Source organism: Roseivirga spongicola (assembly GCF_034376045.1).
Taxonomy (GTDB): Bacteria; Bacteroidota; Bacteroidia; order Cytophagales; family Cyclobacteriaceae; genus Roseivirga; species Roseivirga spongicola.
Genome location: NZ_CP139724.1, coordinates 516,644 through 528,906 on the forward strand (window position 1 = coordinate 516,644; position 12,263 = coordinate 528,906).

Below are 12,263 nucleotides of genomic sequence, written 5' to 3' on the forward strand. Positions count from 1 at the left end.
TTTGATGAATCAGAACGAAACTTTGGCTTATATAGGTTTTGAATTTCCTCAAAACAAAGATCAATTAGTGAGCCTTAAGAGACTATTTGAAAATTATCAATTCAAAAGTCGAGTTGAGGAGGTCGATCCTGAGAAAATCATTGAAAGACTTAAGTTAAAAAAAGCTAACAAACCAAAAGGTGCGGATTATTTCAAACGCACAGTCTTGGCCGCAGAAATTGTCTCCCAATTAAGCAAAGACAGATCAATGGGGCATCTGAAATTAGAAAAGATGATCTACCTGTGTAAGCATTTCGTAGGAATGCAGATTTATACAAGCTTTGCAAAACATCAAATGGGGCCATATGATCCGCAATTGATTCGATCAATTGACAACCAATTTGAAAACAGGAAATGGTTCAAATATGATCAAGATTCTACTCCTAAGTACATCCCCCTGGATAAATTAGGCGAGCACGAAGCATTATTGGACAAATACTTTAGCAAGGAAAAGTCCAAGCTTGAGTTTATCATCAAAACATTCGGAAAATTCAATGCTGAACAAATTGAATTAGTTGTCACTATTTATGATTGTTGGCTAAAACTGATAGAAGAATGTGAAACTTTCTCACATGATATAATCGTGGAGAAGATTTATGCTTGGTCTAAGCATAAAGAGATATTTGAACGAAAACGTATTATAAGAGCCATTGATTGGATGAAAGAGAAAAAGATAGTGCCCAAATAATCTGTTCTTCTCATTTTATTAATCTTGCTTAAGCTGATTACTTGTTTAAGGTATGATGCAAAGTATGTAAAATGAATTGACTGCATAATTAACAACTATTCTTATCTGTAAACGGGGAGTCGTCTTAGTATCCGGATTAGAACATTCTATTTCTTTCAGTCTTAGTTAAATTTGAAATATCATATCTAAGCTTTTCCCAAGCGATGCGCCTTGGCCACAGCTTCTTTCATCCCCTCCAAATCTAATTGGGAAGTATTTTGGCGATAGTGATTATATGCCTCAGTATTGACTAGAAAATGTTTTAAAGAAGGTTTCTCAATTCGCCTTACTGCAGCATAGCCTGTGGAAACTACAATGGATTTACCTACATAGGTTTTAAAACCTTCGAAGACACCTGTTTCCTTTTTAACAAATTGTGCAAACTGGTTCAGAACTTTCCGGTCTTTCTCGGTTAGTTGGTAGATGCTATTTTCAGAATCTGAACTCTTAACCTGGATCAGCATAATATGCCAGTAGCTATTTCTGCGTGCTACCGCCATTATATCGGCTGGAGTTTGGCTGCCTGGAGAGATAAAAGTGGTATAGCTGGGAGTTAAAGCCTCCACTTTTCTTTTAATATATTCTTCGGCCTTATCTCCGTATGTTCTGTTAGCCAGCCCCGCCAAACCATGCTCAGTTAAAAGGGCTGTTTTCTCAGCTCTCCATTTGCTTACTATGTGTTTTACAAAGTCTTCGAAATTTTTCATTGAAAAGATTTGTGTGGTTCTACTAAATGATACAACAACGACCAACAAGGCTCGACTCTGAATCCGAGAATTATATAATTTAATAATTAATCAGATAATGTAGTTCAGTTGATTGTCATACAATTGACCATTCGTGATAAAAATGTTTTACGGCATTGATCCATCAGGCAAACAATTCTGCTTAGACTGAGCACCTATTTGAAGCGACAAAGGTTTAAATGAAATTGCTAACATATTGCCAACGGCATTTTCAGATTAGTTTAATTTCAATGACTAAATAGTGAAATTCGTCCAGTCCATAATCATTTGGATCTGTTATATGCCTACAATAAGCAATTTTTTTTAGCCATCTAAGTTTGGTTTCCAATTTATGCCCGCGACCATATTTTGAACCACTTTTCTTATGCCCCATAATTCCATAGTAGAGAAGTGGTTTCCATACCGTCTGTTATCTAGTTACAAGCAATGCATTCAGATTGGTTTTGCAAGCCAATTTTCCTAAATTTTAGATCCATCAAACTAGAATTTGAAATGTCACTTTTATCGAAGGATCAACTTGCAAAGCTGATCGAAAATGGGAAGAAAATTGAAAATGGTTCTGACGAAACTGTTCCTCCGATTGTTTTACTACGTCTACCAAACAATCCACCTTCAGCTTGGTTTTTGGCGTCTGTTGACCCTTTAAATCATGATAAAGCTTTTGGGCTAATTGAGATTGCTGGTGACCGACCTGAACTAGGCTATGTCAGTATTAAAGAATTGGAAGACTTACGTGGATACAAAAATCAGGGGGTCTACCATGATGTGCTTTATGAAAGCGCTGATCGCTTGGATATTAATTTGTATGCACGTATGGCCAAGGATTATGGGCAAATCACGTTGCGATTTACAGAAAGAGTGACGAAAGAAGATTTATTAAAATTTAAGTCTTAATGAATAGACAATATCAAAATAGAATCCCAGACGAGGAAACAATTCGGTCATATCCCGCTCTTCCTTTGGCAGCTATCAAATGGCTCCGTGAAACAAGAGGCTGGAGTCTTAGTGAGTCTAAAGAGTTCTTTGAAAATTACAGAAAAACAACGGGAAAAATGACCTATGGGTACATATTTGATGGTAAGAAATTGCCAGAGAAAGTATTCGAAGAAACCGCTTGGGTATGGGATCAGGATTACAATGAATAAAGTATTTCACATATGCTCTCTTAACACCTTGAGTAATTTTTACTTGGTACAGTCATGGTACAGTTAAGCGGTCTGAAATGAATGAAATCTGGGTAAATGGAGGTTCGAAAACTCGCAAAAACCCTTAGTTTTTAATAGATAATATACGCTCATAACGGATTGGTCGCTGGTTCAAGTCCGGCCTGGCCCACCACACCCACTAAGACTTACAAAGATTTTCAATTTTAAAGTTTCTACCTTGGTACAGTCATGGGTACAGTTAAGCCGCTTTCCCCCATCGTGCTTGCTTGATTATATCTAAATATACTTTGCTCATATGTCCGTAGGTTCTGTCCACCATATCCGGTGTTGAATGCCCCATATTTTCAGCGATAAAGGCAGATGCGATCCCATCTTGTTTAAGAAGTGAGGCATGGGTGTGACGAAGGGTATTAGGAGTGACTTTTCCTTCTAAACGGGCTTCTTTTCTGATGTATTCAAAACTTGTTTTCACGCTCTTTATCGGTTGACCATGAATATGGATAACATACTCGCTCTGTCTATTGGATCTTTCGAGAAAAAATTTGAGTTTGGGCGGAATGGGTACAATAGAATATCCTTTCGTTTGAGATTTCTGAGATGGCCTGAAATCTATAATTCCATTCTTCAAATCTACCTGTGTCCATTTTAAATCCAGAATAGCTCCTGACCTAGCGCCCGTATATAAGGCCAGTAATATGAATAGTGATAAGTGTTTTGCCTTACTCTTTCTGGCTGCGTTTAATAGAAGCGCAAGTTCATTTCTATTTAACCATCGTTCTCTTGCTGGTGCCTTCGGTGGCTTCCAAAGCTTTGGCAGCACCTCGATATAATTGTTGTCATGGGCATAATTTAGTGCAGCATTCAAATGCTCGATTTCAGCCCTAAGCGAGTCATTGGAAATATCCCTATTTCTTTTGCTCTTAAACTGCTGCCTTCTTATCTGAATGTAGTTCTGACACTTCGCTTTATTAATTTCCTGAACCATCAATTTTGCCCAGAAGGGTGTAAGTGTATCGTGATAAGTTAGCCCACGCTGTGGCCTGGCTGTATGTGGAATATGGTTATCAAGATAATAAGCAAGAACTTCTCCGACCCTAATGTCTTTTAGCTTTGTTCTTCCTTGCCTTCTTTGGATAAGGATTTCGATAAGTTCATCCTGAGCCTCTTGCTCGCTTGGGCAGCCGCCAATGATCCAATGTCTTTGTCCGTTAATAAATTCTCTAACTCCCCACCAACCTCGGTCTGTTCTTTTGGCAACATGCGGCCCTTTGTTTCTTTTTGACACGTCTTTCTCCTAACAAAGTCTTCCAGTGATTTTTCAGTGATTCGAATATTGTTCTTTGAGATTTTAATACAGTCAAGCTCTCCGTGATTGACTAGTCTCTTAACAAAGCTCTCATTCGGCCTTCCTCCGTTGAACAGCTTTAACTTTAGCGCAATTTCTTTTGGTGTGTATAACTCTGGTAACATAATGCCTCGCTTGTTTTTGGCGTAGGACTATAATCCTAATTAAGTTTTGTGTCAAGCGTATGTTCCTATTTTGTTCCTTCAGAAATAGTTCACTTTGAGTTCATGACACAGGCTTTAATTCAGGGGTTTGATCTCCTCTGACGTGATGTCTGTAGAAAAATTGATGAATCCGATCTCTTTTCAAGAGGTGCAAAAACGCGTCAATTAACTCATCGAAGTTGCATCATGATTTCATTAAAACTTAAGGAGGTTGGACCTAAAATCTTGAGCCATGTATTCAGTCAATCTTTAATCCAAAAGGAGACTCATCCTGAGTATTATGAAAATATCATGTGCTATTGTAATCCATAAAAATTGCCATGAAGAATAATTCTCCATGGCAATTTCAACAGGTGGGAAGTTTAAGTTTAGGTGAAGTAGATTTTTGAGTCAATCTCGCTTAGAGAGTATTTGGAGCCACAAATAAGATTTGGTTTAAAAGTCAAAACAGCTATTTTTATCGATTATTTTAAAAAAACACACGGATATTGTCTTCTCAGAAGTGGTATAAAAAAGTAAGGGCTGATGAAATAAGCATTATAGCTGCAATCTTAACCATCATTCAGTCCTTAATTGTATTTGTCACCTTAATGCAAAATGGCAATGAATTTAACGGAAGTGAACTTCCTTTTTATTCAACAGTAATTGCTGTGAATGTGGTAAATCTAGGCCTCATTTTCGCCTTGATGAGACTTATAAAGAGAAATGACAATGCTAGGAGGCTGGGGGAAAACCTTCGAAAAGAGCATAAGTTTGAGTTAAAAATACTTGAAGATGATAATGAGGATTTAAGGGATCAAATTGACTTTATGCAAGCCTCAATTACAGCCTTAACAAAATCAAATAAGGCAATCACTCATGAACTTAAAATTCTGAAAAACAGGATATTAATTGCAATCGCCTCAGATAATACGAGTGACTATCATTCCATTAAAACAGATGTAAAAAGCTTTTTAGTTTTTTACACAGCAAACTTGAAAAATTTCTTTGATAAGCATACTGGCGATGAATGTGCCATTTATATCACAATGTTGACTGATGAGAGTGCGGACCCACAAGATAAATACTGCGAAACATTTTTCAGAGATCCGACTTCATATGTAGAAAGGCAACATATTGATAAAAAACGAAAACGATATTTAGCTAAGGAGTTTTTCCCATTTAAAGAAATTACTTCTAATGAAAATGGTTTAACAAGTTTTCAATGTGAGGACTGTAACGATTTAAAGCATTTTCACGATAGAATACCAGAGTGGGATAAGTTTTTTAAAGCGGTCATATCAACACCTATTCAAAAGCCTGTTAAAGGAAGTGATGGGATGGTTGGAAACAATACAATAGGCTTCCTTACTGTTGATAATATGAAAGGAGGATTATCTGACTTGATTTGTTTAAATTGCCTTAAAGCCTATTCAGATGTATTCTATGATCTATTGAACACCTTATTCTACCTCGAGGAAAAAGTAAAAAAAGGAGCGTAATAATGACTGATGAATTAACGAAAGAGCAAGATGCTCGAAAAGAACTGATTGATAGCCCTGAAATTGGCGTCAATTTTATTGATGGTAAAACGCCATCATTTGCCAACCTTGAGAAGCACAAAAGATTCGTTTCTTTCCTATTTTCTATTACTGGCTCAAGATACTACCAAGGAGAAGAAAAGTTTGAGGAAGAATCGCCTGCACCTTCCAACTTATCTTCAAGTGACCTAGTCCCTTAGTTTCTTTCATTTTTAGAAATCGACAATTACAGTTGTGCGATCTAGATATATCCTTCATTAGCTAGAGAGCAATACCCCTCACTTGAGATGATCAAATGATCTGCAACGGTAATCTCTAGAAGCTTTCCAGCATCATAGAACTTCTTGGTAAGAGATAGGTCTGCGTGGCTGGGCTTTAAATTCCCGGAAGGGTGATTGTGTGAGAGAATGATTGTCGAGCTTCGCCTCTTTAGAGCTGTAGCAAAGACGATTCTCGGATCTATAACTGTTCCCGACATCCCTCCTTTTGAGGCGGTTGATATAGACATGAGCCTTAATTGATTATCGAGAAACATCACCTTCGCTTCTTCAACTAGAGATATTTGATCTTGATCCCATGTTGATTTCAATATTCTATAAGCGCACTCCGCACTTTCAATTTTAGGCCTATCAATAGCTCTCGTTTTGTTGCGGTAGACTAAACTCACCTCTTCAAACTGATTTGATACATCTGTTTTATTCTTCTTCGACATTATAAACCTCCCAACTCCCAGTTCCGTCAATTTCAGAAAATGCACTTCCACACATATTTTGAGCTTTCTCTTCTGCCTCTTCTTGCGTTCTGGCTCTTATCCTGACTTGTAAATAAGTACACATCTCAGCTTTGGCGATGAATGTTTTCATATTTATCTCCCTATCGGTTTTAGTTTAAAAAAGTGTGAGTTGGTGTGATGGATTTGATGGAGTGCTGTTAGATCTCGTTTCAAACTCTGCGGTTTTGGCTTTGGGAACCTCTCTCCAAATTTGTGATTGATCTTTTTGGATAGGCTGAATGCCGAGACCATCCATATTGATATTCCAACCGCCAAACCATTCATTGCTGAGCGAATTCATCCAAGCAACCTCACCCTTTAATCCGTTGAAGAAAAAATTAAGCGCAGTCATTTGAGCGCAGCTATGTGCGCTATCTACGCCATAAAAGAAATTGCGATGATTAATCTTTGCGGCACTGAGCAACATGCGACCGCTCCCACAGGCAGGATCATAAACCCTGTTGCCTTCTCCTTGGATGCCCTCAAGATTGATTTTAGCCATAAAATCGCAGATCGGTTCAGGCGTGAAGTACTGACCATTCTGTCCTTTGGTAATATGTTGCATGAAGAACTCGCCAAGGATATCAGAGTAGGGGTTATCTAAAATATTGAGCTGAATAGTACCTAGTGTCTTCCCTAATTCTTCGATTTCATGCTTTTCATAGGGTTTGATTGTTTGTAAATAGAGCTGCTCATTACTCTCATCTTTTTCCTTTAATCGGCTTTGGATATTGGTTTTGTGAAATGAGCAAACACCTATTGTCAAAAGATCGTTGAAGATGCGTGAAAGATCATGCCTGCGACCTAAATGGGTGAGCTGTTTTGTGAGTTCATTGAAGTAATCTCTCATAATCAGGGTTCTCCCCTGACGAGTTGATCAAGAAAATCAACAGCTTTAGCGGCTTGCGCGGAGGCTTTGAAAATGAAGGTTTTGTCATCTTGTAAAGCCTTGAGCCAGCTTTTGATATAGAGCGCATGATTAGGTGGATGATTTTGTGCAATACCATGGTGTGCACAGAGGAAGGCTGCACCAAGTTCAGCTACTAATTCTTCAAAGGCATATTTCTCGCGCTCCTTTTGGTTTTGGGCCAAGTCGCGCTTCAATCTATGCTTTGATCCCGTCCAATGTGTAAGTTCATGGAGTAGGGTTGAATAGTAGTTTTCAGTGGCCGAAGCTTCTTCAGTATCTAGGAAAAGCCTTGTCTCCGGCATTTGTATAAAGTCTTCATCAGGAGCAAAAAATGCTTCATCTCCCCCATGTCGAATATCTGCACCTGTTTTTGAGCAAAATTCTTCAACCAAAGAGATGCGTTCAACTCTATCTTGTTCGGGCACTTTTATAGCATCTTGATTATAATTTTCGACCTGATTGGCATTGAAGACTGTATATAATCTCAGCATTGGGATTTTATGAGTTTCAGTCTCTCCTGAGCTATTTTCCTCAGTTTTGGTGAGTGTCTTATAAAAAACAATGCGTGTTCCTTTTTCACCCTTTTTGATTTTGGCTCCATTATCTTTCCATTGTTTAAAGCTCGCCCAGTGATTTGAGCTGAATTTCTTGGCTTGTTGGTTGAACCAAAGATTGAGGATATTGACCCCTTGATAATGATTTTTTGTTGTTGGGTTTAGTGGTAGACCCTTTGCGGCAAGACTTGCAAATGGGGGCTGGTAGTTGTCTAGATCAACTTGATCAAGAAGATCAATGATCTGGTTGGTCACTTGTTCATGAATATCAATTTTATTCTTCGCATATGTCATGGATTCAACTCCGAAAAAAAAGGGAAGGCGAAAGCCGCCTTCCCTAGAGGTTTAAGGGGAAGGGGCTGAAGTCTGAGTATTTGCCTCAGATTGATCTGATTGTTCTTGTTTGTGTTTTAGAACAACCTTATAGGCAAATGTTGTAACGGCTGTTTGCTTGTAGCCTTCTGGGGTGTCAAAAGATTGGCTTCCATCCTCGCCTTTTAAATAAATCCAGTCTCCTTTTTTTAGGTCTTGAGCAATAGAAAATGCATCACTTAGATTGCTTGAAACAAGTGCATTGAAATAATTGGTTGTTGACTGTAATTCACCTTTTGCATCGAGATATTCTTTATTGGTGGCTAATCTGATACGGACAAATTTCCCATCTGAGATAGTTTCAGCATCCTTGACCAACCGACCTGTTTTCATGGTCACATTGGTATCCGAAAAAAGCTCTTCGGCTGATTTAGTTGGTTGTGCTTGTTTTGCTTCTGTTTGTGGTTTTGACATGTTTTTCTCCTTTATGTCAGTTGGTTAAAAACACCCTTTGGCAAAAGGGTTATGGGCTCGCCATAACCCCTGCCATGTGGCGAACAGGGGGTGAACAAAGGGAAGGCCTGAATGAACCGAGGGGGATCACCCACTTTGCACACGCCCGAGTAGGGCACGGAAAAATGGGGATACGGTTTATTCAGCTCGTGAAAGCCTTACCTGCGTGAGGAGGAACGGCCTAAAGCAAGTCTATCGCTTCTTTGAGCCTAGTTGCTCTAGATTGATCAATGCTTGTGGTTGCCATGGACATCATGTCTGCCATATTAGGAGTGCGACCATCGCTAATGGCTCCATGTAATGCTTTAATGTAATTATCAAGGGCGTGATTCCAGTTAACAAAATGCTCACCAGATAGGTCCTCTAGGCAATCAAAAACTCGCCCAGCATCTGCACTAATAGAGCAAATCATATCTTCATTGGTCAGATCATTTTCTTTCAGGAAAATGTTGCTGTCGGATATGTTAATAGTTGAATAGAGTTTTCCAGAAATCCTTGCTACTATTTCACCATAATAAAGTTTTGTACTACTCATTACTCTTGCTCCTTGCTCTTAAATGTTAATATCGTTATAGGAAATAAATCCTATTCCTGATTTCGTTTAAAAGGTTTTAGAGTGATGGGTCCAGGGAGTCAAGAAAAATGTTCACTATTCGTTCTATTTAAAATCTTGCTTTGTTCTTAGTTGTGAGGTTATGAAATAGATCAAAATCATAGACCTTTAAAAAACTCTTCGAGACTGAGTTCATGAACAGCAAGAACACGAAGCAAAGTTTTAATCGTAAAGTTGGTTGTACCAGTCTCTAGCTTCCAGTATTGCTTAGGTTGCATATCTACATGATGGATTGCAAAACCGACATAGCCGCCTTCAAAGCCACCTGTCTCACGCAACTCCTTAAGGCGATTACCTATAGCCTTTAATGTATCATCTATCGGTTCTATTCCCTCCATACAATGAACCAAAAGAGGATAAAAGCGTCTTTAAAATCAGCGTTTTATAAAACGCAATTCAAGTTTATTTCCTATATTGCGTCTTATAGAACGCAATCGAAAATAAAGTTTAAATACAACATCATGAAAAAAGTAACATGTACAATGTGTTCTGGTACGGGGAGCGTGATCAGCACAACGAGTAAAGGAATGAGGACTTGTCCGGACTGTCAGGGCAAGGGCTACAACTACATTTAGCGCGTGTGACGTGTAAGTAAGGGGAGCCACAAATGTGACTCCCTATCTCTCCAATAATACATACACAATAATGGTTAAGATTTTAAGGGAATTTAATGATTTCATTGCGCAATGCGCCCTTAAATGATACAAATAGAAGGTTAATAAAGGTATAGACCATGAATACAGCAAAAAAGATAGCAACAGGAGTAGCCGCATTAGGTCTTATATTCTCCCTTAATGCTAATGCACAGAAGGTTTCGAATGACAATCAATTGGCATTCAATACGGCTTCTGGTGCAAAAACTGAGGCTGCTGCTAAAAAGGCAAACCTAACTGCACCTGTAGTCAGGGAGTCTGAATCTTCATTAGATGTGGTTCAATCATCTTGGGATCAAAATATCGCTCTTGTGGTTTACCATTCCAAAAACGATTCAATAAGTGGATTTAGGTACGCTAAGGGGCTTGCCAATGCCTTTACTCAGAGTGATAAAACAGGAGGAAATCCCATGTATATATCCTCACTGTATAAAGAATCTGATGCAGAAAATTCATACGTAGCGATATTCATTGATGGTGAACAATGGGACTACAAAGGCCATGAATTTTTTAGTCCAAATGATGCTTGGAAGCTCATTCCCTTGGTAATGGCTGACTATGTGAAAGAGCATGGGAAGAGTAAGATTATCCCGGCAACCGTTGACCCGGTCTTAGTGGCATCTAACGATCTATAGAACTACCAGGCAGGGCCACCCATACTGGGTGTAACAGAAGGAACTGTAGAGACTTCTAAATCTTCCTTGATTTCAGGCTCTTTGAAATCCATACCAGAAGAGGCTTGGTTGTACAGTTCTTTGATGCTTAATCCTTCACTAACTTGCGGTTTCGGTGCTTCTTCTAGCCTATTATCCATTAATACTTTGGACCAATCTAGATCACCTTTATTAGACTTTATAAAATCGCTCAACGCACTTCTTAGTACTTCCGAGTTTTCTAATCCTTCAATATTCAAAGCCTGTTCAGCAAACCTAGAGGATTGCTGATTAAATTGATCAGTAGATTGATCCAGCTCCTCTTGAAGGTTACTTGCCAACTCATCATTTCCTGCAGCTTGAGCGAGCTCTATTTTAGCCTCTAGCTCAGTCTTCTCGTTATTATAGTCTTCCTGAAGCTGTTCAAACTTCTGTTGGCCATCATTCAACCGATTAAGGATTTGATCATACTCAGAAATGGCATTTTCAACGAATTGCTCATACTCATGTAGGAAAGAGCCATTCTCTTTCATCGCATCAAGTTCATCCATATCATAGAGCCCTGAAATCAGCATAAACTCAGTCATTTGATCGACATCTTTATGCTTCATGGCATCTAAATAATTGGTAATCTTATTGGCCTGATCCTTGGCTAGGTCAATGTCTTGGTCGATATCATCGAGGAGGGTATCCATCTTGCTTTGAATCTCACGCATTTGATCCAAGTGTCTGCGCACCTCATCTTCCAGGCGTTGTATCTCGTCAAGGAATAGAAGCATTTCAAATTCCTTGTCTTTTTTCTTTCTACCAGCATCATCCAGAGCATCCTCGCCCATGGCGGTCTCTTGTGTGCTAGTACCAATGCGCCCATATTTTTTAGCTGCATCAACACCCATTGACTGGGTTTTGATAGCTAAATCGTTATCGAGCTTTCTATAGTCTTGATCTGACACGGTTTTACCCCTTATTGCCCCCTAAATGTCCATTAAGGACACAATAAGAGTATCAAAACAGGGTAAATACAGGTTTAACTTTAGATAAAATTGTATATAGTTTTCAATGGTTTACAAAAGGTTATTAAACTAAGGTATTTGATATTTATTTGATTCAAATTCTATCAATAATTAAGGTGTCATTAACCATAAGAATGATGAGTTAGTCTAAAGACTAACTAGAGCCTTAATGAATGCTTTCAAGGATCACCGAATATCTTGATATGTTGAGAATGAACAATGTTTGTGTCTTAACTTTTGAGGAGTTGTAAAATAAATCACATATTGTTTTTAACAATTTGAAAAACATACACGGATCTTTCCTGTTCTGCATGGGCGAGTAGATAAGATCAATTTTCAATGAGCGTTCAGCTCCAGTTGATCTAATTCCAATTGAATTTCAAAAATGAAAGCTAAAAAAGTACATAGCTATAAGGATTTAAAAGTTTGGTATGAGCAAGTAGGAAAACTATGGCATGTGTTGGACAAGGGAGAGGAGCAGTCTTTTTGAGGGATTGAAGAACTACTCAAAAAATACCCAGACCTTACTTCAGTTTCAGCAATTAAAGCAGCATTGGACAGAA

General features: G+C 38.5%; 16 protein-coding genes. 6 read left to right on the top strand and 10 right to left on the bottom strand.

Annotation, left to right across the window (positions count from 1 at the left end; all coding sequences use genetic code 11):
* Positions 1 to 4 precede the first annotated feature (4 nt).
* Positions 5 to 727, top strand: coding sequence for a hypothetical protein (locus T7867_RS02305; RefSeq protein WP_157717455.1), 723 nt, complete (start codon positions 5 to 7; stop codon positions 725 to 727).
* Positions 728 to 912: 185 nt separating this feature from the next.
* On the opposite strand, the gene T7867_RS02310 is transcribed toward T7867_RS02305, so the two are convergent.
* Positions 913 to 1,473 carry a hypothetical protein gene (locus T7867_RS02310; protein ID WP_068215370.1) on the bottom strand — a complete coding sequence of 187 codons (561 nt, stop codon included), beginning with the start codon at positions 1,471 to 1,473 and terminating at the stop codon, positions 913 to 915.
* Between the two features lie 531 nt (positions 1,474 to 2,004).
* Here T7867_RS02310 and T7867_RS02315 point away from each other — a divergent pair.
* Both T7867_RS02315 and T7867_RS02320 read left to right on the top strand, forming a co-directional pair.
* Positions 2,005 to 2,406, top strand: a complete 402-nt coding sequence (locus T7867_RS02315) for a DUF2958 domain-containing protein (protein ID WP_068215371.1) — start codon at positions 2,005 to 2,007, stop codon at positions 2,404 to 2,406.
* The gene (locus T7867_RS02320) at positions 2,406 to 2,657 is read left to right on the top strand and encodes a hypothetical protein (protein WP_068215373.1); all 252 of its coding nucleotides are present in this window, start codon (positions 2,406 to 2,408) and stop codon (positions 2,655 to 2,657) included. Before T7867_RS02315 ends, T7867_RS02320 begins: the two co-directional genes overlap by 1 nt.
* A 259-nt stretch (positions 2,658 to 2,916) precedes the next feature.
* On the opposite strand, the gene T7867_RS02325 is transcribed toward T7867_RS02320, so the two are convergent.
* A complete protein-coding gene (locus T7867_RS02325) occupies positions 2,917 to 3,963 on the bottom strand; it encodes a tyrosine-type recombinase/integrase (RefSeq protein WP_068215375.1) in 1,047 nt (348 codons plus the stop codon).
* 712 nt (positions 3,964 to 4,675) lie between these two features.
* Between T7867_RS02325 and T7867_RS02330 the strand changes: the two genes are divergently transcribed.
* Together T7867_RS02330 and T7867_RS02335 are read left to right on the top strand one after the other, a co-directional pair.
* On the top strand, positions 4,676 to 5,668 hold the full coding sequence (locus T7867_RS02330) for a hypothetical protein (protein ID WP_068215376.1): 993 nt from the start codon (positions 4,676 to 4,678) through the stop codon (positions 5,666 to 5,668).
* A 2-nt stretch (positions 5,669 to 5,670) separates the two neighbouring features.
* Positions 5,671 to 5,907, top strand: a complete 237-nt coding sequence (locus tag T7867_RS02335) for a hypothetical protein (protein ID WP_068215378.1) — start codon at positions 5,671 to 5,673, stop codon at positions 5,905 to 5,907.
* A gap of 41 nt (positions 5,908 to 5,948) precedes the next feature.
* Here T7867_RS02335 and T7867_RS02340 read toward each other — a convergent pair whose 3' ends face one another.
* From T7867_RS02340 to T7867_RS02370, 7 genes are all read right to left on the bottom strand, one after another.
* A complete protein-coding gene (locus tag T7867_RS02340; protein WP_322299794.1) occupies positions 5,949 to 6,419 on the bottom strand; it encodes a JAB domain-containing protein in 471 nt (156 codons plus the stop codon).
* Positions 6,403 to 6,570: a hypothetical protein gene (locus T7867_RS02345; protein WP_157717456.1), complete on the bottom strand. Its 168-nt coding sequence runs from the start codon at positions 6,568 to 6,570 to the stop codon at positions 6,403 to 6,405. The genes T7867_RS02340 and T7867_RS02345 overlap by 17 nt, the downstream gene beginning before the upstream one ends.
* A 24-nt stretch (positions 6,571 to 6,594) precedes the next feature.
* Positions 6,595 to 7,329: an N-6 DNA methylase gene (locus T7867_RS02350; protein ID WP_273275741.1), complete on the bottom strand. Its 735-nt coding sequence runs from the start codon at positions 7,327 to 7,329 to the stop codon at positions 6,595 to 6,597.
* Positions 7,330 to 7,331: 2 nt separating this feature from the next.
* Entirely contained in the window at positions 7,332 to 8,237 is a 906-nt protein-coding gene (locus tag T7867_RS02355; RefSeq protein ID WP_068215384.1) for an ArdC family protein, read from the bottom strand.
* 51 nt (positions 8,238 to 8,288) lie between these two features.
* Positions 8,289 to 8,729: a single-stranded DNA-binding protein gene (locus tag T7867_RS02360; protein WP_322299795.1), complete on the bottom strand. Its 441-nt coding sequence runs from the start codon at positions 8,727 to 8,729 to the stop codon at positions 8,289 to 8,291.
* Positions 8,730 to 8,949: 220 nt separating this feature from the next.
* The gene (locus T7867_RS02365) at positions 8,950 to 9,303 is read right to left on the bottom strand and encodes a hypothetical protein (RefSeq protein ID WP_322299796.1); all 354 of its coding nucleotides are present in this window, start codon (positions 9,301 to 9,303) and stop codon (positions 8,950 to 8,952) included.
* Between the two features lie 176 nt (positions 9,304 to 9,479).
* Positions 9,480 to 9,719, bottom strand: a complete 240-nt coding sequence (locus T7867_RS02370) for a helix-turn-helix domain-containing protein (RefSeq protein ID WP_322299797.1) — start codon at positions 9,717 to 9,719, stop codon at positions 9,480 to 9,482.
* Between the two features lie 395 nt (positions 9,720 to 10,114).
* Between T7867_RS02370 and T7867_RS02375 the strand changes: the two genes are divergently transcribed.
* Positions 10,115 to 10,669 (top strand): hypothetical protein, encoded by a 555-nt coding sequence (locus tag T7867_RS02375; RefSeq protein ID WP_322299798.1) that lies wholly within the window; start codon positions 10,115 to 10,117, stop codon positions 10,667 to 10,669.
* Between the two features lie 2 nt (positions 10,670 to 10,671).
* Here T7867_RS02375 and T7867_RS02380 read toward each other — a convergent pair whose 3' ends face one another.
* Positions 10,672 to 11,640, bottom strand: coding sequence for a hypothetical protein (locus T7867_RS02380; RefSeq protein ID WP_322299799.1), 969 nt, complete (start codon positions 11,638 to 11,640; stop codon positions 10,672 to 10,674).
* Positions 11,641 to 12,263: the final 623 nt, after the last annotated feature.